The sequence below is a fragment of the Pseudonocardia sp. C8 genome (assembly GCF_014267175.1).
Taxonomy (GTDB): Bacteria; Actinomycetota; Actinomycetes; order Mycobacteriales; family Pseudonocardiaceae; genus Pseudonocardia.
Genome location: NZ_JACMTR010000002.1, coordinates 2,185,117 through 2,205,483, shown reverse-complemented (window position 1 = coordinate 2,205,483; position 20,367 = coordinate 2,185,117). Strand labels below are relative to the sequence as shown.

General features: G+C 73.1%; 18 protein-coding genes and 1 tRNA gene. 7 read left to right on the top strand and 12 right to left on the bottom strand.

Annotation, left to right across the window (positions count from 1 at the left end):
- Positions 1-160 precede the first annotated feature (160 nt).
- Positions 161-2,383 (bottom strand): excinuclease ABC subunit UvrB, encoded by a 2,223-nt coding sequence (uvrB, locus tag H7X46_RS10955; protein ID WP_186359299.1) that lies wholly within the window; start codon positions 2,381-2,383, stop codon positions 161-163.
- Positions 2,384-2,455: 72 nt separating this feature from the next.
- On the opposite strand from uvrB, the gene H7X46_RS10950 reads away from it, so the two are divergent.
- Positions 2,456-2,998: a DUF402 domain-containing protein gene (locus tag H7X46_RS10950; protein WP_222131268.1), complete on the top strand. Its 543-nt coding sequence runs from the start codon at positions 2,456-2,458 to the stop codon at positions 2,996-2,998.
- A gap of 1,388 nt (positions 2,999-4,386) precedes the next feature.
- Here the strand turns inward: H7X46_RS10950 and H7X46_RS10945 are convergent.
- From H7X46_RS10945 to rpsA, 6 genes are all read right to left on the bottom strand, one after another.
- The gene (locus H7X46_RS10945) at positions 4,387-4,677 is read right to left on the bottom strand and encodes a hypothetical protein (protein ID WP_186359297.1); all 291 of its coding nucleotides are present in this window, start codon (positions 4,675-4,677) and stop codon (positions 4,387-4,389) included.
- Positions 4,678-4,712: 35 nt separating this feature from the next.
- A complete protein-coding gene (locus H7X46_RS10940) occupies positions 4,713-5,495 on the bottom strand; it encodes a hypothetical protein (protein WP_186363000.1) in 783 nt (260 codons plus the stop codon).
- Positions 5,492-6,268, bottom strand: coding sequence for an RNA polymerase sigma factor (locus H7X46_RS10935; RefSeq protein ID WP_370589062.1), 777 nt, complete (start codon positions 6,266-6,268; stop codon positions 5,492-5,494). Before H7X46_RS10935 ends, H7X46_RS10940 begins: the two co-directional genes overlap by 4 nt.
- Positions 6,269-6,481: 213 nt before the next feature.
- Entirely contained in the window at positions 6,482-7,651 is a 1,170-nt protein-coding gene (gene coaE, locus H7X46_RS10930; RefSeq protein ID WP_186359295.1) for a dephospho-CoA kinase, read from the bottom strand.
- 42 nt (positions 7,652-7,693) lie between these two features.
- Positions 7,694-8,542: a hypothetical protein gene (locus tag H7X46_RS10925; protein WP_186359294.1), complete on the bottom strand. Its 849-nt coding sequence runs from the start codon at positions 8,540-8,542 to the stop codon at positions 7,694-7,696.
- 248 nt (positions 8,543-8,790) lie between these two features.
- Complete coding sequence (gene rpsA, locus H7X46_RS10920) at positions 8,791-10,281, bottom strand: 30S ribosomal protein S1 (protein ID WP_186359293.1); 1,491 nt, start codon at positions 10,279-10,281, stop codon at positions 8,791-8,793.
- A 325-nt stretch (positions 10,282-10,606) separates the two neighbouring features.
- Between rpsA and H7X46_RS10915 the strand changes: the two genes are divergently transcribed.
- Entirely contained in the window at positions 10,607-11,455 is an 849-nt protein-coding gene (locus H7X46_RS10915) for a class I SAM-dependent methyltransferase (protein ID WP_186359292.1), read from the top strand.
- A gap of 11 nt (positions 11,456-11,466) precedes the next feature.
- Here the strand turns inward: H7X46_RS10915 and H7X46_RS10910 are convergent, their stop codons facing one another.
- Positions 11,467-12,066 carry a carbonic anhydrase gene (locus H7X46_RS10910; protein ID WP_186359291.1) on the bottom strand — a complete coding sequence of 200 codons (600 nt, stop codon included), beginning with the start codon at positions 12,064-12,066 and terminating at the stop codon, positions 11,467-11,469.
- A 175-nt stretch (positions 12,067-12,241) separates the two neighbouring features.
- Here H7X46_RS10910 and H7X46_RS10905 point away from each other — a divergent pair, with 175 nt between their 5' ends.
- The 5 genes from H7X46_RS10905 to H7X46_RS10885 all read left to right on the top strand — a co-directional run bounded on the left by H7X46_RS10905 (position 12,242) and on the right by H7X46_RS10885 (position 17,021).
- The gene (locus tag H7X46_RS10905) at positions 12,242-12,640 is read left to right on the top strand and encodes a PaaI family thioesterase (protein ID WP_186362592.1); all 399 of its coding nucleotides are present in this window, start codon (positions 12,242-12,244) and stop codon (positions 12,638-12,640) included.
- Positions 12,641-12,777: 137 nt separating this feature from the next.
- Positions 12,778-14,172, top strand: a complete 1,395-nt coding sequence (locus H7X46_RS10900; RefSeq protein WP_370588704.1) for a branched-chain amino acid ABC transporter permease — start codon at positions 12,778-12,780, stop codon at positions 14,170-14,172.
- Positions 14,173-14,183: 11 nt separating this feature from the next.
- Positions 14,184-15,179 carry a branched-chain amino acid ABC transporter permease gene (locus H7X46_RS10895; RefSeq protein ID WP_186359290.1) on the top strand — a complete coding sequence of 332 codons (996 nt, stop codon included), beginning with the start codon at positions 14,184-14,186 and terminating at the stop codon, positions 15,177-15,179.
- Complete coding sequence (locus tag H7X46_RS10890; protein WP_186359289.1) at positions 15,169-16,206, top strand: ABC transporter ATP-binding protein; 1,038 nt, start codon at positions 15,169-15,171, stop codon at positions 16,204-16,206. The genes H7X46_RS10895 and H7X46_RS10890 overlap by 11 nt, the downstream gene beginning before the upstream one ends.
- Positions 16,203-17,021: an ABC transporter ATP-binding protein gene (locus tag H7X46_RS10885; RefSeq protein WP_186359288.1), complete on the top strand. Its 819-nt coding sequence runs from the start codon at positions 16,203-16,205 to the stop codon at positions 17,019-17,021. Before H7X46_RS10890 ends, H7X46_RS10885 begins: the two co-directional genes overlap by 4 nt.
- Positions 17,022-17,094: 73 nt before the next feature.
- Here H7X46_RS10885 and H7X46_RS10880 read toward each other — a convergent pair whose 3' ends face one another.
- The 4 genes from H7X46_RS10880 to H7X46_RS10865 all read right to left on the bottom strand — a co-directional run bounded on the left by H7X46_RS10880 (position 17,095) and on the right by H7X46_RS10865 (position 20,304).
- Complete coding sequence (locus H7X46_RS10880; RefSeq protein ID WP_186359287.1) at positions 17,095-18,426, bottom strand: ABC transporter substrate-binding protein; 1,332 nt, start codon at positions 18,424-18,426, stop codon at positions 17,095-17,097.
- Positions 18,427-18,644: 218 nt separating this feature from the next.
- Positions 18,645-19,274, bottom strand: a complete 630-nt coding sequence (locus H7X46_RS10875) for a response regulator (protein WP_186359286.1) — start codon at positions 19,272-19,274, stop codon at positions 18,645-18,647.
- Between the two features lie 163 nt (positions 19,275-19,437).
- The gene (locus tag H7X46_RS10870) at positions 19,438-20,187 is read right to left on the bottom strand and encodes a helix-turn-helix domain-containing protein (RefSeq protein ID WP_186359285.1); all 750 of its coding nucleotides are present in this window, start codon (positions 20,185-20,187) and stop codon (positions 19,438-19,440) included.
- A 43-nt stretch (positions 20,188-20,230) separates the two neighbouring features.
- Positions 20,231-20,304, bottom strand: a tRNA-Leu gene (locus H7X46_RS10865).
- Between the last annotated feature and the right edge of the window lie 63 nt (positions 20,305-20,367).

The following is a 20,367-nucleotide window of genomic DNA, read 5'->3' as shown; positions in this document are numbered from 1 at the left end:
GGCCGGGCGGGGGTCGGGCCGTGCGACGGTGCGGTCGCGGACGGCCGGGACGGGTGGGAACGGGCACACACGGTATCGGGAGGCCCGCCGGTACCCCGGGCCGCCCCGGCCGACACCGGGACCCCACCGGTGCAAATCCGGACATCCCGCGCGAACCGCCTCAACTCACCCCGGCGGCGTCCATCCCCCGCAGCTCCTTCTTCAGGTCGGCGATCTCGTCACGCAGCCGGGCGGCCAGCTCGAACTGGAGGTCACGCGCCGCGGCGAGCATCTGCTCGTTCATCTGCTGGATCAGGTCCGCCAGCTCGGCCCGCGGCATGCCCGCCGTGTCCCGCGCCGGGACGCCGGCGCTGCCGGCGGCGGGTGCCCGGCCCGCCTCACCGGCGGCCCGCTTCCCGCGGGAGGCGTTGCGCCCGGACCCGCCGACCGGGACGGCCTCGGTGTCCTCGGCCTCGCGGTAGACCTGGTCGAGGATGTCGGCGATCCGCTTGCGCAGCGGCTGGGGGTCGATCCCGTGCTCGGTGTTGTACGCGATCTGCTTGGCCCGGCGGCGGTCGGTCTCGTCGATGGCGTACCGCATCGAGTCGGTGATCGTGTCGGCGTACATGTGCACCTGGCCGGACACGTTGCGGGCCGCGCGGCCGATCGTCTGGATCAGCGAGCGCTCCGAGCGGAGGAAGCCCTCCTTGTCCGCGTCGAGGATCGCCACCAGCGACACCTCGGGCAGGTCGAGGCCCTCGCGGAGCAGGTTGATGCCGACCAGCACGTCGTACTCGCCGGAGCGGAGCTGGCGCAGCAGCTCCACCCGGCGCAGGGTGTCGACCTCGGAGTGCAGGTAGCGGACCTTGATCCCCAGCTCGAGCAGGTAGTCGGTGAGGTCCTCGGCCATCTTCTTGGTCAGCGTGGTGACCAGGACCCGCTCGTCGCGCTCGGTCCGGCCGCGGATCTCGTGCACCAGGTCGTCGATCTGGCCCTTGGTCGGCTTCACGACGATCTCCGGGTCGACCAGGCCGGTCGGGCGGATGACCTGCTCGACGAACTCGCCGCCGGTGCGGGACATCTCGTAGTCGCCGGGGGTCGCGGACAGGTAGACGGTCTGCCCGATCCGGTCGGTGAACTCCTCCCAGGTCAGCGGCCGGTTGTCCACCGCGGACGGCAGCCGGAAGCCGTACTCGACGAGGTTGCGCTTGCGGGACATGTCGCCCTCGAACATGCCGCCGATCTGCGGCACGGTCACGTGCGACTCGTCGATCACCAGCAGGAAGTCGTCCGGGAAGTAGTCGATCAAGGTGGCCGGCGCGCTGCCGGGGCCGCGGCCGTCGATGTGCCGCGAGTAGTTCTCGATGCCCGAGCAGAACCCGACCTGGCGGATCATCTCGATGTCGTACTGGGTGCGCATCCGCAGGCGCTGGGCCTCCAGCAGCTTGCCCTGGTTCTCCAGCTGCTCGAGCCGCTGCTCCAGCTCGGCCTCGATGTCCCGCACGGCGCGCTCCATGCGGTCCGGGCCGGCCACGTAGTGCGTGGCCGGGAAGATCCGGATCTCGTCGACCTGCTCGACCGTGTCGCCGGTCAGCGGGTTGAGGTGGTAGAGCGCCTCGATCTCGTCGCCGAAGAACTCGATCCGCAGCGCCAGCTCCTCGTACGCCGGGATGATCTCCACGGTGTCTCCGCGGACCCGGAACGTGCCGCGGGTGAACGACATGTCGTTGCGGGTGTACTGGACGTCGACCAGCAGCCGCAGCAGCCGGTCCCGCTCGATCTCGTCACCGACCTTCAGCGGCACCGACCGGTCCAGGTACGACTGGGGCGTGCCGAGGCCGTAGATGCACGACACCGAGGCGACCACGACGACGTCGCGCCGGGACAGCAGGTTCATCGTCGCCGAGTGCCGGAGCCGCTCGACGTCGTCGTTGATCGAGCTGTCCTTCTCGATGTAGGTGTCGGTCTGCGCGATGTAGGCCTCGGGCTGGTAGTAGTCGTAGTACGAGACGAAGTACTCGACGGCGTTGTGCGGCAGCATCTCCCGCAGCTCGTTGGCCAGCTGGGCGGCGAGGGTCTTGTTCGGCGCCATCACCAGCGTGGGCCGCTGCTGCTGCTCGATCAGCCACGCCGTCGTCGCCGACTTGCCGGTGCCGGTGGCGCCCAGCAGCACGACGTCCTGCTCGCCGGCCCGCAGCCGGCGGTCCAGCTCGGCGATCGCCGTCGGCTGGTCACCGGCCGGCCGGTGGTCGCTGACCACCCGGAACCGGCCCTCCCGGCGCTCGATCTCGCCGACCGGACGGTGCTCGGAGTGCGCGAGCGGGGTGTCCGTCGGCGTCGTGCCCGCATCGGGGTGCGCGTGCGCGTCGGCGGCGCTGCCCGGGACCTCGGTCGCGAAAGCCATGTCCCCAGGGTACGAGCGACCTCCGACAGTCTCGCGCCGCGCGCCCTGACAGCCCCGCCCGGCCCCGGCAGGATGGTCGCCGTGCACCCGCCCAAGACGCAGGTCTTCGACCCCGACGCCCGCGCCCAGTTCGACACCAAGGGCACCCGCCGCGAGATCGAGACCCTCCGCGAGGAGGAGTGGGGGCTCTACCTGTCCCGGCCGATCGTCGCCCGGCCGAACGCCTGGTGGATCGAGTCGTGGGTGATCCCGGAGCTGGGCGTCTGCCTCTCCGACTGGCGGTGGCGGCCGGGGCACGAGCGCGACCAGGACGCCTACCTCGACATCGCGTCGTTCACCCGCGACGGGCGGCGGATCCGGATGACCGACCTCTACCTGGACCTGGTCGTGCACCGCGGGCGGGCCACCGAGGTGATCGACGTGGACGAGTACGTCACCGCCGTCGCCCAGGGGCTGCTGGAGCCGGCACTCGCCGAGTACGCGCTGGAGCGCTCGCACGCCGTGCTGGACGGGCTGGCCCGGCACGGGCACGACCACGAGGCCTGGCTGGCCGCGCACGGGATCGACCTGGGGCCGCGCGCGTCCCCGGCCCCGCCGGCCGGCCTCGCCGGCTGAGCACGCCGCTCGTCCCCCCACGAGCGGGCCGCTCGTGGCGTTCCTTCCCCCGAACGACCCGCTCGTGGCACGCAGGGCGCGCGATACCGGCGGCACGCGCCGACCTGCGGCCCACCGGGTTGCACGATGTCGCCCCGCCCAGGGCTGGAACGTGCGTCCCGACCCCGCCGGGACCGGCGAGACGCACGAAACCGCGCCCCGGCTGGGGCCAGAACGTGGCGGCTCGACCCGGCCGAACCCGGCGAGGCGCACAAAGTCGCCCCACCCCGGGCCGAAACGTGCAACTCGACCCCGCCGAACCCAGCGAGACGCACGATCCCGCCCCGGCTGGCGCCAGAACGTGGCGGCTCGACCCGCCCGAACCCGGCGAGACGCACAAAGTCGCCCCACCCCGGGCCGAAACGTGCAACTCGACCTTGCCGAGCCCGGCGAGACGCACGAAACCGCCCCACGCACGGCCGAAACGTGCAGCCCGACCCGGCCGAGCCCGGCGACCTGCACGATCTCGCCCCGGCCGAGACCAGAACGTGCAACTCGACCCGGCCGAACTCGGCGAGACGCACGATCCCGCCCCGGCTGGCGCCAGAACGTGGCGGCTCGACCCGGCCGAACCCGGCGAGGCGCACAAAGTCGCCCCACCCCGGGCCGAAACGTGCAACTCGACCCCGCCGAACCCAGCGAGACGCACGAACCCGCCCCGCCCGAGACCAGAACGTGCAACTCGACCCCGCCGGACCCGACCAGGCGCACAAAGTCGCCCCACCCCGGGCCGAAACGTGCAACTCGACCCCGCCGAACCCAGCGAGACGCACGAACCCGCCCCGCCCGAGACCAGAACGTGCAACTCGACCCCGCCGGACCCGACCAGGCGCACAAAGTCGCCCCACCCCGGGCCGAAACGTGCAGCCCGACCCGGCCGAGCCCGGCGACCTGCACGATCTCGCCCCGGCCGAGACCAGAACGTGCAACTCGACCCCGGCGACTCCGACGAGCTGCACGAACCCGCCCCGTCCGGGGCCGGAGGGTGCGGCTCGATCAGCCCGCGCCCCGGCGAGGTGCACGATCTCGCCGCGTCCGAGGCCGGAACGTGCAGGTGGACCCCCGGCCGCGCCCGGCGAGGTTCGCGCGCGCCCCTCGCACGGGCTGCGACGTGGCGCTCGATCGGCGCGACCGGGCCGGCGGTGTCGACCCGGCAGCCCCCGCGGGCCAGGCAGGAACCGCCGGCGGTGTCGAGGCGCGGCATGCCTCCCGGCGGGCCGCCGCGCGCCGGTCGGCGGGGCCGCGGCGCGCAGCATGCCTCCCGGCGAGGCGGCTGCATGCCTCCCGGCGGGGCGACAGCATGCCGTCAGCGGGGCGACAGCGTGCCGTCGCGGGGCGACAGCATGCCGTCAGCGGGGCGACAGCGTGCCGTCGCGGGGCGGCAGCGTGCCGTCGCGGGGCGGCAGCGTGCCGTCGCGGGGCGGCAGCGTGCCGTCGCGGGGCGACAGCGTGCCGTCGCGGGGCGGCAGCGTGCCGTCGCGGGGCGACAGCGTGCCGTCGCGGGGCGGCAGCGTGCGACGTGTCGCCCGGCGGGCTGGGCGGCAGCGTGCCTGCCGGCGGGGCGGCAGCGTGTCGCACGCGCAGGGGACCCGGCTCGGCCGCGTCGACGACGCGCGGCACGACGCGCGCGGGTCGCCCACCCCGAGCCGGCGGGGCGGCAGCGCGACGCTCGGCGTCAGACCGCCGAGTGCTGCGCCGGGCCCTGCCCGACCGCGTTGGTCGAGGAACCGTTCGACGTCGTGCTGCCGGTCGTCGGCGTGGTGCTGCTCCCCGACGTGGTGGTCGGCGCGGCCGACGAGCTGGTCGTCGGGTCCGGCGTGCCCTCGCCGTTCGACGTCGACGGCGGGGTCGTCGGATCCGGCTCGTCGGACGGCGGCGGCGAGCTGGGCGTCGGCGACGGCGGAGGCGGGTCCTCCGACCCCTCGTCGCCACCACCGGGATCGGTCGGCGGCGCAGGAGGCGGAGCCGGCGCCGGGGGCGGCGGAGGAGGCGGCGCTCCCCCACCGTCGGGCGCGGGCGGCGGCGCGGCCGGAGCCGGCGCGCCCGGGGCCACCCCGCCCGGGTCGGTGCCGTCCGGGGAAGGCGCTCCGTCCGCGGCCGGCGCTCCCCCGGGGTTCGCCGCCGTGGCCGGGTCGAAGGCCGGCGGGAGCGCGTCGCCGCCGGGCGCCGGGGTCGGTGCCCCGGGGTCGATCCGCTCCGGGGGCGGCGATGCGGTCACCGGCGAGGCGATCGCGAACGGCGGACCGACGAACGTGCCGTCGGGCGCGGCCGCGGTCGCGACCGCGGTGATCCCGCCGAGCGTGCCGACCGTCAGCACGGCGGCGGCCGCCGCGGAGGTCGCGCGCCGGGCCCCGGCGGCGCGGGCGATGACGTCGTCGACGGGCGGCAGCGGGACGGCCGCGGCGAGCACGTCGTCCAGCCGGTGGAACTCGCGGTCGATGTCGCCGTACCCGTTCATGCCCGTCCCCCCTCGACGACGCGGGTGTGGCCGCCGTCCACGTACGGAGCCGCCTCGACCGGCGCCCCGACGATCTCCTCCAGCACCTCGGCCATGCCCTCCGTGACGACCTCCCGGCCCCGGACCAGTCGACGCCGGATCTCCTGCTCTCCGACGCCCTCCAGCTCGGCGACCGCGGCGGCGGGCAGCCCGGCCATGTGGTGCAGCACGACCGCGCGCCGGTCGGCCGGGCCGAGCCGGCCCAGCGCCTCGAGCAGCGCGCCCGTGCGCGGGTCGGTGTCCTCCGCGGCCGGACGGCGGCGGCGCCGCAGGAACCGGCCGCGCATCGAGGTCCGGATGGCGACCCGGCGGACCCAGCCGACGGCCGGGTCCTCGTGGCCGTGGACCGGGTCCTCGTCAAGGTCGCGCAGGTCGTTCCAGCGCCGCCAGGCACGCGAGTACGCGTCCTGCACGGCGTCGTGCGCCTCCTGCGGGTTCAGGGTGATCGCGTACAGCTGCGCGACCAGGCGCGGGTAGTGGGTCTCCAGGTGCGCGCCGAAGTCCGCGCGCAGCTCGCCGTGCGGCAGCGTGCGGTGCTGCTGGACCAGCGCCCCGCTGATCGGCGGCGGTTCGTCCGTCGGCGGCGGCTCCTCGGCCGCACCGGTCCAGCCCCCGTGATCGATGCCATCGTCGTCACGGGCGTGCCGGCCGCCCCCGTAGTACGCCGGATGGGGGACGCCAGGCACGCGACCGGGCTCGGCGAACTCGCCGTCCGCGCCGTATCGCTGCGCCACCGTGCTCAACCCCGTGTCCTCTCGTCGCCGTACCCGGGTTCACCGTCCGATCGGCCCGAGCCGGGGCGATCGGCGGGGAACCCGCCCGTACCTCGGCGGACTCCGAGCGTCGGCGCTCTGCACCCGCCTGATCGGCCAACGAGCGAGAACCGTTACGGAAACGGGTTGCCCTTCACGCAGATGTCACGGTTCGCGTCACACCACCGGCGCAACTCACTCGTCCGGATCGCCACGCCAGGCCGCCGTGTGCGCTGCGTAGCGACGGGGGTCCGGATCGTCGGCGTAGAGCGCCGCGGCGGCGTGTTTGCGCTCGGCGTACGCGTCCCGGGCCCGCCCGTCCGCGCGGAGCCGCTCCCGGAGACCCAGCGCGTGCCGCCAGGCCGGGGAGCCGTGCACCCGGACCACGACCACGGCGGGCCGGCCGGGGTCGGCCGACCGGTGCACGCGCACCGTCCCGGCGCCGACCGGCCCCGCGTCCCGGTCGGCGGAGAGGTCGGCGGGGAGGTCGGCGGGCAGGTCCGGATCGGCGGGGAACCCGGCCGCCGCGAGCCCCCCGGCCACCCGGTTCGCGTCCGAGCGGGACTCGACCGCCAGCTGCAGGTCGACGACGTCGCGGGCGACCAGCCCGGGCACCGCGGTGGACCCGACGTGCTCGACCCCCCGGCCGTGCGACCCGGCCGCGGCCGCCACCCGGTCGGCGAGCCGGCGGGCCTGCCCGGGCCAGTCCGGGTCCGGGTCGACGAGCCGGGGCGGGCCCTCCGGAACCGGCAGGGCGCGCCGCAGGTTCTCCTCGAACGGGACGAGCCGCTCGTCCCAGAGCGCGTCGGCCCGGCGCCGGGTCGTCTCCTCGTCGCCGGAGTTGTCGAGCCAGACGTCGGCGGCGGCGCGGCGCTGCGCGTCGGTGGCCTGCGCGGCGATCCGGGCGCGCGCGTCGGGCTCGGCCATCCCGCGCGCCGCGACCAGCCGCCGGACCCGTTCCTCGGCGTCCACCCCGACCACCACGACCAGCGGGAACGCGGCCGCCATGCCACCCTCGACCAGCAGCGGGACGTCCTGCACGACGATCGCGTCCGGCGGAGCGGCGGCGACCAGCTCGTCCGAGCGGGCGCGCACCAGCGGGTGCACGATGCCGTCCAGGGTGCGGCGGGCCGCCGGGTCGCCGAACACGACGGACGCCAGTGCGGGCCGGTCGAGCTCGCCGTCCGGGCCGAGGACGCCGGCGCCGAACGCCTCGGTGATGGCGGCGAGGCCCTCGGTTCCCGCGGCGACGACCTCGCGGGCGAGCCGGTCGGAGTCGACCAGCACGGCGCCCCGCTCGACGAGCCGGCGGGCGACCGTCGACTTGCCCGCCCCGATTCCTCCGGTCAGCCCTGTCCGCAGCACATGATCACCGTATCGGTGCGCCGCCCGGGTGACCGGAGCCGGTCAGGTCGCGTCCGGCGGATCCGCCGCGGACCCGCGCCCGGCCTGCAGCGCCGGCGCACCGGGGACCGGGGTCGCGGCCGGTGCGCTGCCCGGTGCCTGCGGCGGGGCGGGCGGGGCGGGCGGCGGCGTGCTGGGCGGCTGGGTCGGGGTCAGCGCGGGAATGATCCGCTGGGCCAGGTCCGGCAGCGTCTCCGCGGCGGAACGGTTCTGCCCGGGCGCGGCGACCGGCAGGATGAACGTCAGCGTGTCGACGCCGTAGACCAGCGCCAGCATCGACTCGTCCGGCCGCTCGACGAGCACGCCGGGCACGCTCCCGACCATGATGTCGCGCGAGGCGATCGCGTCGGCCCGCTCGGCGTTCGTGTTCAGCTGCCACTGCCGGGTCGCCGACGCGGCGTCGCCGTACCGTCCGATGTTGAGCTGGTAGAGCACCGGGCCGCTGTTGCGGGCACCGCCGCCGCCGAACGCCTGGTCCGGCCCGCTCACACGGTAGGTGCAGGCGGTCCGCTCGGTGCGGTTCACCGCCGGCTCCGGCACCCCGCGCACGGTCTGGACCGACACCGAGCCGAGCACCTGCCCGAACAGCGCTCCGGCCTGCTCGGGATCCATCAGCACCTTGCAGTCGTCCGGCAGCTTGATCGGGATCGGCTCGGCGCCGGGGGCGGGGCCACCGGACTCCTCCGGGAAGGTCGGCACGGCGATCCCGGGGTCACCGGACGCGGTGGCGCAACCGGCCAGGACGCCGGCCCCCAGGGAGAGGCCGGCGAGCAGCGCCACCCACCGTCGACGGGTACGCAGGGATGGGTGCAGGGACGTGCCGGATCGCGTCCGGCGGACGGGGCCGGCCATGCTTCCAATCTAGGCGCGATACAAGATCGACTCATGGCGGGCGCCCGGGGCGCCACGGACCGGTGCCGAAACGTGATCTCTACGCGGCGCGTTCGGGCCGACACGCCGGGCGACGACACCCGGCGAACGGCTGCCGTTCATCCGGCCGTATCCCCGCCCCCGAACAGCGCCGAGCCCCGGCGGCCACATGGGTCACCGGGGCTCGGTGCGGTCCGACCATCCGGTCCGTCGCGGACCGGGAGGGGCGATCAGGCCCCGCCGGAGAGCTTCTCCCGCAGCGCGGCCAGCTGCTCGTCGCTGGCGAGCGAGCCACCCGACTCGGCCTGCCCGCCGCCGGTGCTGGCGCGCTCCTCGGTGTCGCCACCGGAGGAGTAGTTTGCCGGCGCGGCCTCGTCGCCACCCTCCGCCTCGGCCTCGGCGGCCTTGCGGAGCTGGGCGATGTGCTGCTCGTAGCGGGCGTGCGCCTCGGCGTACTGCTTCTCCCAGGCGGCGCGGGCCTCCTCGTACCCTTCCTTCCAGTCGCCGGTCTCGACGTCGAAGCCCTCGGGGTAGATGTAGTTCCCCTGGTCGTCGTACTCGGCGGCCATGCCGTAGCGGGTCGGGTCGAACTCGGTGTCGACCGTCATGCCCTCGTTGGCCTGCTTCAGCGACAGCGAGATGCGGCGCCGGTCGAGGTCGATGTCGATGACCTTGACCATGCAGTCGTCGCCGACCTGGACGACCTGCTCCGGGATCTCGACGTGGCGCTCGGCCAGCTCGGAGATGTGGACCAGGCCCTCGATGCCCTCCTCGACGCGGACGAACGCGCCGAACGGCACCAGCTTGGTGACCTTGCCCGGCACGATCTGGCCGATCGCGTGGGTCCGGGCGTACAGCCGCCACGGGTCCTCCTGGGTCGCCTTCAGCGACAGGGAGACCCGCTCGCGGTCGAGATCGACGTCGAGCACCTCGACGGTGACCTCCTGGCCGACCTCGACGACCTCGCTCGGGTGGTCGATGTGCTTCCAGGAGAGCTCGGAGACGTGCACCAGGCCGTCGACCCCGCCCAGGTCGACGAACGCACCGAAGTTGACCACCGACGAGACGACGCCCTTGCGGACCTGGCCGCGCTGCAGCTGGTTGAGGAACTCGCTGCGGACCTCGGACTGGGTCTGCTCCAGCCAGGCACGGCGGGACAGGACCACGTTGTTGCGGTTCTTGTCCAGCTCGATGATCTTGGCCTCGATCTTGCGGCCGACGTACGGCTGCAGGTCGCGCACCCGGCGCATCTCGACCAGCGAGGCGGGCAGGAAGCCGCGGAGCCCGATGTCCAGGATGAGGCCGCCCTTGACGACCTCGATGACGGTGCCCTCGACCGGCTCGTCGGCCTCCTTGAGGGCCTCGATCGTGCCCCAGGCGCGCTCGTACTGCGCGCGCTTCTTGGACAGGATCAGGCGGCCTTCCTTGTCCTCCTTCTGGAGGACGAGGGCCTCGACGAACTCGCCGACCTCGACGACCTCGGCGGGGTCGACATCGTGCTTGATCGACAGCTCCCGCGAGGGGATGACGCCCTCGGTCTTGTAGCCGATGTCGAGCAGGACCTCGTCACGGTCGACCTTGACGATGGTGCCCTCGACGATGTCGCCATCGTTGAAGTACTTGATCGTCTGGTCGATGGCGGCGAGGAAGTCCTCCTCCGACCCGATGTCGTTGATAGCGACCTGCGGCGTGGTCGGGGCGGCGGTGGTGTCGGTGGACATGTAGTGGGGTGCTCCGATGGATTTCTCTGGCTGGTCGGTCCGGGTCGGCGCTGCTGCAGCAACGCTCACCGGTTGTGGTGCGTGTAGCTGTGACTGTGTCTGATTCCTTCTGTAACAGTCACCCTCTGGCGTCGATTCCCGTGGTCGGAACCTCGTTGCGACGGACTCTCGCGAACCGGCGCAGGAGTGGCGCCGGGCGGTCCTCCGACACGTTGACCACGGTGCGCGATGCATGCTACGCGGCCCGGAAAGATCGGGGCAATGCGGGTCGGGCATTCGGGCGGGTCGCGGGCCCGGGCCCCGGTACTGCGACGATCGGGTGGTCATGAGCAGCCGCGACGAGTTCCACTCCGCCGAGATCGCCGTCGGCACCGCGGGCGTCGCCCGGCGCCCGGTCGGCCCCGCCGAGTCCGAGGCGGCCGGCCGCCGCTGGTGGGACGCCGACGCCGACGCCTACCTCGCCGAGCACGGTGCCGACATCGGCGACGCCGAGTTCGTCTGGTGCCCGGAGAACCTGCACGAGGCCGAGGCCGAGCTGCTCGGCCCGCGCGCCTCGCTGGCCGGCAAGCGGGTCCTGGAGGTGGGAGCCGGCTCCGCGCCGTGCAGCCGGTGGCTGGCGGCCCAGGGTGCCCACCCGGTCGCGCTGGACGTCTCGGCCGGGATGCTGCGGCACGCCGCCCGGCTCAACCGCGAGCTCGGCGTCGACGTGCCGCTGGTGCAGGCCGGTGCCGAGCACCTGCCGTTCGCCGACGGCACGTTCGACCTCGCGTGCTCGGCGTTCGGTGCGGTCCCGTTCGTGGCCGACCCGGGGCGGGTCATGCGCGAGGTGCACCGGGTGCTGCGCCCCGGCGGGCGGTGGGTGTTCGCGGTGAACCACCCGATGCGCTGGGTCTTCCCGGACGACCCCGGCGAGCGCGGCCTCACCGTGGTGCAGTCCTACTTCGACCGCACCCCGTACCTGGAGGTCGACGGCGCGGGCCGGGCCACCTACGTCGAGCACCACCGCACGCTCGGCGACCGCGTCCGGGACGTCGTCGCCGCCGGGCTGGTCCTCGAGGACCTGGTCGAGCCGGAGTGGCCCGAGGGCCACGAGCGGGTGTGGGGCCAGTGGTCCCGGCTGCGCGGCGAGCTCTTCCCCGGCACGGCGATCTTCGTGACCCGCCGCCCGGGCTGACCCGGCTCCGGCTACACCTCGACGACGGCGCCGGTCTCCAGGTCGTAGCGCGCGCCGATGATCGTCAGGCGGTTGTTGCAGACCGCGCCCGACAGCGACGGGTCCGACGTCAGCTGGGCGACCACCCGCCGGACGTTGGCGTCGACCGCCGCGGCCACGCCGGCCTTCTCGTCGTCGCCCTCCCCCACGCACACCGGCACGATGTCGCCGACCAGCGCGCCGAGCGTGGCCGGCTCCGGCGCGGGTTCGCCGCCGGCGACCGCCACCGCGGCCTTCACCGCGCCGCACTGCGAGTGACCGAGCACCACCAGCAGCGGGATGCCCAGCGCGCCGGCTCCGAACGCGAGGGTGCCGCGCACGGCGTCGTCGACGACCTGCCCGGCCGTACGCACGACGAACAGGTCCCCCAGTCCGAGGTCGAACACCAGCTCGGCGGGGACCCGCGAGTCCGAGCACGACAGGATCATCGCGGCCGGGGTCTGACCGGCCACCGCGGCGGCCCGCTCCTCCGCCGACCGGCGGGGATCCTGGCGCTCGTCGCGCTGCCAGCGCCCGTTGCCCTCGAGCATCATCGACCACGCCTCGGCGGCGGTCGGCCTGGTGTCGGCCATCGCTCCTCGTTCCGGGGGTAGGGGACGTCGGTCCTGCTCAAGATCGCGGAACCGGGTGCGGGCGGCAAGCCAGAGCCGTGTGATGTGTCCGGCGCCGCTCCCCTCGGAGGCCGGGAAGGGTCCGGCGCAACCTACGATCGTCGGCGTGCCGATCGATCTCACCGAGCTGCCCGACATGCAGCCACAGCACGCCCTGGAGCAGCTCACCGCCCGGATGGGCATCGAGATCCTCGAGGCGGGACCCGACGCGGTCGTCGGCCGGATGCCGGTCGAGGGCAACCGCCAGCCCTACGGGCTGCTGCACGGCGGCGCCAGCGCCGTCCTCGCCGAGACGCTGGGGTCCGTCCTCTCCGCACTGCACGCGTTGCCGGACCGGTTCCCGGTCGGCCTGGAGCTGGCCTGCACCCACCACCGTTCCGCGACCACCGGCTCGGTCACCGGCACGGCCCGGCCGGTCCACGTGGGGCGGTCCACCTCGACGTCCGAGATCGTTCTCGTCGACGACGACGGCCGTCGCGTGTGCACCGCGAAGCTGACCTGCCTGCACCGGGACACACGACCGCTCGTGTCCTGAGTGTCGCGCTGCGGCACGGGCGGGTTACGTCTCGGCCACGGCCGCGTCCGAGACGTTCGTACCAGTCCCGTCCTCGGCTAGGTTCGCCCCGATCACCCGCCCGGGTGGTCGCTGGACGCAGCACGAGGACGGCCCACGTGTCACCACCTCGCACTCCGCCCCGCGGGCGCGCCGGCCGCGCGGTGACCGTCCGCGCCGGGGTCCCGCGACGGTCCCCGGCCGCGTTCCGCTGGCTGACCGGGCTGCTGGTCGCGCTGATCGGCACGGTCGCCCTCGCGGGTGCGGCGGCGGCCGCCGCACCCGCCGCTCCCCCGGCCCCGGCACCCGCCGCGGTCGCGCAGCAGCAGGACGGCATCGACGTCAGCGGCACCCTGCGCGACCAGAACGGGCGCCCGCTGGCCAACGTGACGATCGTCGCCGAACGGGACGGCGTCCGGGCCGCCGAGGCCACCTCGCGGCCCGACGGCCGGTGGCAGCTCACCGTCCCGGCCGCCGGGAGCTACACGTTCCGGCTCGACGAGACCACCCTCCCGCCCGGCACCCAGGTGCTGCAGGGCGAGACCACCCGCCAGGTGACCGCGGGCTCGCTGAACACGGTCGTGTTCCGTTTCGGCGAGGAGGCCGAGGGGCTGGGCGCGGGCGGGTTCGCGATCTTCGTCCGCCTGTTCGTCGACGGCATCCGCTTCGGCCTGGTCATCGGGATCTCCGCGGTCGGCCTGTCGCTGATCTTCGGTACCACCGGCCTCACCAACTTCGCGCACGGCGAGATGGTCACCATCGGCGCCGCCGTCGCCTGGTACGTGAACGTGGCCGGCGGCGTCCAGCTGATCCCCGCGACGATCATCGCGATGCTGATCGGTGCCCTGCTCGGCGCGGCCAACGAGCTCGGCATCTGGCGCAGGCTGCGCCATCGCGGGGCCGGGTTGATCGCCCAGCTCGTCGTCTCGATCGGCCTGTCGATCGCGCTGCGCTACCTGGTGCTGATCTTCTTCGGCGGGCGGTCGGAGTCGTTCACCGACTACACCGCGCAGACCGTGCGGAACTACGGGCCGGTCGCGCTGACCGACAAGGACCTGTCGGCGATCGGGATCTCGATCGTCGTGCTGGTCGCGATCGCGTTGCTGCTGCAGAAGACCCGGATCGGGAAGGCGATGCGCGCGGTGTCGGACAACCGCGACCTCGCCGCGTCCTCCGGGATCAACGTCGACCGGGTGATCCTGTTCGTCTGGATGCTCGGGGGCGCGCTGGCCACCCTCGGCGGCGTGCTGTTCGCGCTGTCGGAGCTGTCCAGCACCGTCCAGTACGAGATGGGCTTCCGGCTGCTGCTGCTCATGTTCGCCGGCGTCATCCTGGGCGGCCTCGGCACCGCGTACGGCGCGCTGCTGGGCTGCCTGATCGTGGGCATCCTGGTCCAGCTCTCCACGCTGGTGCTGCCCCTGGACCTCAAGTACCTCGGCGGCCTGGCGGTGCTGATCGTGATCCTGGTGTTCCGCCCACAGGGCCTGCTCGGCTCCCGGGCCCGGATCGGCTGAAGGCGCGCGCCATGATCGACTTCGGACAGCTCCTGACCGTCGGCTTCTCCCAGCTGATCGGGCCCTCGGCGATCTTCTTCACGCTTCTGGCGCTCGGCCTCAACATCCACTTCGGCTACACCGGCCTGCTCAACTTCGGCCAGATCGGGTTCGCGCTGGTCGGCGCGTACGGCATGGGCATCGCGGTGGCGAACTACGGCGCCCCGCTCTGGCTGGGCATCCTGATCGGCATGGCCTGCGGGGTCGCGCTGGCGCTGGTGCTGGGCATCCCGACGCTGCGCCTGCGGGCCGACTACCTGGCCATCGTGACGATCGCGGCGTCGGAGATCCTGCGCCTGATCACCCGCTCGACGTCGCAGACCGGGTTCACCGGCGGCACCCAGGGCCTCACCGGCTTCGCCGACACCTTCGCCGGGGCGAACCCGTTCACCCGGCCGTCCTACTCGCTGCTCGGGCTGGACGTCCGCGGCCCCGACCTGTGGGCGATCCTCGTCGGCTGGACGGTCGTCGGGCTCTGCGTGCTGCTCACCTGGCTGCTGGTGCGCAGCCCGTGGGGCCGGGTGCTCAAGGCCATCCGGGAGGACGAGGAAGCGGCCCGGGCGCTGGGCAAGAACGTGTTCGCCTACAAGATGCAGGCGCTCGCCCTCGGCGGGGTGTTCGGCGCGCTGGGTGGCATCGTGTTCGCACTGTCGACCCAGTCGCTGACCCCGGACTTCTACTCGCCGCCGCAGACGTTCTTCGCCTACGCCGCGCTGATCCTCGGCGGCGCGGGCCGGGTGCTCGGGCCCGTGATCGGCGCGATGGCGTTCTGGTTCCTGCTCTCGGTCGCCGACGCGTTCCTGCGCCAGGCCACCGCGGGCGAGTCGCCGCTGCTGCCCGTCATCTCGTCCCAGGACGTCGGCGCCATCCGTTTCGTGCTCGTCGGCGCCTTCCTGGGGTTCATGATGGTGTTCCGGCCGCAAGGCATCTTCGGACGCCGGAGGGAGGTGCTCGGCGATGGCCGCTGACCGCGTGCCCGACGGGCCCGGCGGGGACCGGGACACCGAGATCACCCGGGACACCGCGTTCGCGGACGAGCACGCCGGCCCGGCCCGGGGCGCGCCGCCGGCCGCCGACGACCCCGCCCACGCGCTGGCCGGCGTCGCACCGGAGCCGGGGGTCGCCAAGCCGGACCCGGTGCTCGTCGCCGACGACGTGACCCGCACCTTCGGCGGGCTGACCGCCGTCGACGTCACCCACCTGGAGTTCCAGCGCGGCGCCATCACCGGCCTGATCGGGCCGAACGGCGCCGGCAAGACGACCCTGTTCAACCTGCTCACCGGCTTCGACCGGGCCGACACCGGCACCTGGGTGTACGAGGGCGCGCCGCTGCAGAAGCTGCCCCCGCACCGGGTGGCGCGCCTCGGCGTGGTCCGGACCTTCCAGCTGACCAAGGCACTGGCCGGCATGACCGTCATGGACAACATGCGCCTCGGCGCCACCGGGCAGCGCGGCGAGAGCTTCATGGGGGCACTGTTCACCGCGTGGGGGGCCCAGGAACGCCAGGTCACCGAGCGGGCGCGCGAGCTGCTGGCCCGGTTCCAGCTGGAGGCCAAGGCCGACGACCTCGCCGGATCGCTGTCCGGCGGGCAGCGCAAGCTGCTCGAGATGGCGCGGGCGCTGATGATGGAGCCCAAGGTCGTCATGCTGGACGAGCCGATGGCTGGCGTGAACCCGGCGCTCACCCAGAGCCTGCTGCGGCACGTCAAGTCGCTGCGCGACGAGGGCATGAGCGTCGTGTTCGTCGAGCACGACATGGACGTCATCCGGGACATCAGCGACTGGGTCGTCGTCATGGCCCAGGGACAGGTGATCGCGGAGGGGCCGCCGTCGGCGCTGTCGTCGAACCCGGCGGTCGTCGACGCCTACCTCGGTGCGCACCACGACCGGCTGCTGGAGTTCGACGCCGAGGGCAACCCGGTCGGCGAGACGGCCGCCCTGGTCGCCGAGATGGAGGCCGCCGAGCAGGAGGCGGACGAGGGGAAGCGGACATGAGCGAGCAGGCCCCGGGCACCGACGGCGTCCTGACCCCGGAACAGGCGGCGACGCCCGAGGTGCACGCCCGCCTCGCCGAGGGCGCGCTGGTGCGCGTCGACGCCCTGGTCGCCGGGTACGTGCCCGGCGTCGACATCCTGCACCGCAGCGACTTCTTCCTGCGCGACGGCGAGATCGTCGGGATCATCGGCCCGAACGGCGCGGGCAAGTCGACGCTGCTCAAGGCGATGTTCGGACTGATCCCGGTGCGCAGCGGCACGATCCGGCTGCGTGACAGCGACATCACCGGTGCCCGCGCGCACGCGCTGGTCACCCGGGGGCTCGGCTACGTGCCCCAGCGGGACAACGTGTTCCCCTCGCTGTCGATCGAGGAGAACCTGCAGATGGGGGTCTACCTGCGGCCGAAGTCGTTCGCGGCCCGGTTCGAGGAGGTCGCCGAGCTCTTCCCGATGCTGGGGCAGCGCCGCCGGACCAAGGCGGGATCGCTGTCCGGCGGGGAGCGCCAGATGGTCGCGATGGGCCGGGCGCTGATGATGTCGCCCTCGGTGCTGCTGCTCGACGAGCCCTCCGCGGGCCTGTCGCCGATGCTGCAGGACGAGGTGTTCGTGCGCTGCAAGCGGATCAACGCCGCGGGCGTCTCGGTGATCATGGTGGAGCAGAACGCCCGCCGCTGCCTGCAGATCTGCGACCGCGGCTACGTGCTCGACCAGGGCCGGGCCGCCTACACCGCGGGGGGCCGGGAGCTGCTGAACGACCCGAAGGTCATCGAGCTGTACCTGGGCACGCTCGCCGGGAGCCGGGAGAAGAAGGACTGATACCCCGCCCGGAATCGCCCGAACGGAACTCCGGGGGCGGACCGTGACGGCCCGCCCCCGGTGATCCGTCGCCTCAGCCCTGGGCACCCACGCGGACGTAGGTCACGTTCGGGCTGATCTTGTTCTGGGCGTCGAACGTCTGCACGCCGTACGACCCCGAGCCCGGCTCACCGGCGTCGGTGAAGTCGAGCGTGCCGGTCGCGCCGTCGTAGTCGACGTCACCGCCCCGGGCGACGATCGCCTTGCACGCCGCGTACGTGGTGCACTTCTCGCCGCCCTTGGTGATCGCGTTGATCTGGGTCGCGATGTCCGGGCCGTTGGTCGACTTCGCCGCCTCGGCCGCGAGCGCCGAGAGCACGACCGCGTCGTAGGACTCCGCGGCGTAGTTGAAGTCGGTCAGCGCCGGGTCCTGCGCCTTGAGACGGTTCTGGAAGTCACCCGACAGCTCGGTCAGCGGCAGCGTGCCCTTCATGCCGTTCAGCAGGCCGGGCGGCAGGCCCTCGCCGAGCGCGTTGCCCATGTTGCCGTCCGTGCCGTAGACGCGCTTCTGCGACGGGCCGATCCGCACCTCCGTCATGCGGGTCAGGATCCGCTTGGACTCGTCGAAGCCGATGACCGCGATCGCGTCCGGGTTGAACTGCGCGACCTGGTCGATCTCCGGGTTGAACGACGCGGCGTTCGGGTCGTAGATCAGCTTCTGGATCTGGTCCTGCGGGATGCCCGCGTTCACCAGGTTCCGCTCGGTGCTGTTCGCCAGGCCGGACCCGTACGGGTCGTTGCGGGCCAGGAGCGACACGCGCTGGCCGCCGTCCGAGGTGATCAGCTGGGCCAGTGCCTGCCCCTGGAGGACGTCCGGCGGCGCGGTCCGGAAGTACATCCCGCGGTCCTGCCAGCAGGTGAACTCGTCGGAGGTGTTCGCCGGCGAGAACTGGACCACGCCGGCACCGGCGATCTTGTCGATGACCAGCTTGGACACGCCGGACGCCGCCGCGCCGACGATGACCTGGGTGCCGGCCCCGAGATGCCGGTCGACGGTCTGGTTGGCGATGTCGGTGGTGTCGTCGCCGGAGTCGCCGCGCAGGTGCTGGATCGGCTGGCCCAGGACGCCGCCGCCCGCGTTGACCTCCTCGAGCGCCACCTCGACGCCCGCGAACTCCGGCGGGCCGAGGAACGCGAGGCTGCCGGTCTCGGGTAGCAGCGAACCGATCTTCAGCGGTGCGGTCCCGGGGTTGCCGGTCGGCTGGGCCTGTGCCGGGGTGCAGGCCTGCCCGGCCGCGGACGGCGCCTCGCCGGTCCCGGCCCCCTCGCCGGAGCCGGCCTGCTCCCCGCCGCCACCGCCGCACCCCGCCAGGACCAGCGACGCCACCCCGGCCAGGGCTGCAATTCGCCACGATGATCGCGTCATACGAGTTCCCCTTCGACGCTCCCCCGCCGTCGACGTGGCGCGGGAGGATGGCGGAAAACTAGTACGCGCGAACCAGGAAACGGGATCCGGTCACCACTCGTGACACGAATGTGATGATCCGGGCCACCCGTGTCACGTTTCGACCGTCCGGGTGTCGATCACACGACGCGTCGTGACGGATCCGTTTCCCGGTGAACCGGCGGCCCCGGAATCGTCGCTCAGGACTTCGCGGTCGCGAGCCCGTCCACGACGGCCTCGGCGACCGCCTTCATCGTGGTCCGGCGGTCCATCGCGGTGCGCTGGATCCAGCGGAACGCCTCGGGCTCGGACATCTTCTGGTGGGTCATCAGCAGGCCCTTGGCCCGGTCGACGACCTTGCGGGTCTCGAACCGCTCGTTGAGCGTCGCGACCTCGTCCTCCAGGGCCTTCTTCTCGGAGAACCGGGAGACGGCCAGCTCGATGGCCGGGACGAGCTCGTGCCGGGCGAACGGCTTGACCAGGTAGGCCATGGCGCCGGCGTCGCGGGCGCGCTCGATGAGATCGCGCTGGCTGAACGCGGTGAGCATGACGACCGGCGCGATCTTCTCCTCGACGATCGTCGACGCCGCCTCGATGCCGTCCTTCTTGGGCATCTTGACGTCCATGATCACCAGGTCCGGCTTCAGCTCGCGGGCCTGCTCGATCGCGGCCTCACCGTCGCCGGCCTCACCGGCGATCTGGTAGCCCTCCTCGGAGAGCATCTCGGCCAGGTCCATCCGGATCAGGGCCTCGTCCTCGACGACCAGCACCCGCCACCCGGGCTGCGGGCCGTCCTCGGCCGGCGTGTCTGCGGGAACGTTGTCGGTCACCGGGGTCTCCTTAGCGACGAAACGGAACTGCGACCGGACGGCCCAGGCTACCGGGGCAACAGCGGTACGACCGAACCACTTCGGCCTTTCGTGTGCGGAAACACGCTTCCAGCGTGCAATCCCGGCTAGGGCGGCCAGGACGCCCTCCGCGCGACGCGCCCGGTCACGTCTTGGGCCCGATCGCGCGGTCGAGAGCCGCGACGGCGTCCCGGCGGGCCACCGACAGCACGTTCGGCCGTGCGCGGCGGTGCGCGATGCAGAGCTGGTCCAGGGCTGCCTCCGCCATGCGCATGATGTCGTCGGACGTGTTGTAGAAGAACCAGCGGGGATAGGCGTACTCGCGGACCGGCCCGTCCGGGCGGCGACTACGGACCCGGTTCGTCGTCCGGCAGCCGTCGGAGTGGAACAGGCCTTTCAGGAACAGCTCCGGACGGGCGTCGACGATCTGCTGCTGCCACTCCTCCAGGCGGATGGACCGGGTGTGCTTCATTCCGGGCCCGTGTTGCGGGAACAGACACGTCCAGTGCTTGGAGTAGCTCTTCACCTGCGTACAGCCCTGCCGCCGGACCCTGCACACCGCTCCGCGCATTAAGTCGGCCATGCCCGCCTCGACCTCATCGAGGACACCTGGCCACATATCGTCACCGAACACCGAGAGGGACTGCACCCCTCGTCGTCCGACGACGATGTGGCCGTCTCCCAGATACATGCCCAGCATGTAGGCGTAGGATTCCGGGATCGCGGTGCCGGCGCACCGGAAACACGCCGTCTCGGCCGGGCGTGATCGCCGCGACCCCCGTATCCAGTGCCGGACCGTCGCCGCCGGGATCCCGAGCCGTCTGGAGATCTCGACACGGCTCACCCCACCGGCAAAAAGGAGCAGGGCGTCGTCAACGGCTTCCCGCGGATACATGCTCGAAGTGTCGCGCCGCACCCTGACAGGAATCGGCGACCAGTGCCCCCGGTGGGATTCGAACCCACACTGTACGGTGTTTGAGACCGCTTTCTCTGCCGATTGGAATACGGGGGCTTGCGACATTCAGCCTATTCAGCTCTTCGTCCAGCTTAGCGGCCGCGCCGGGTCCCGCGGAAA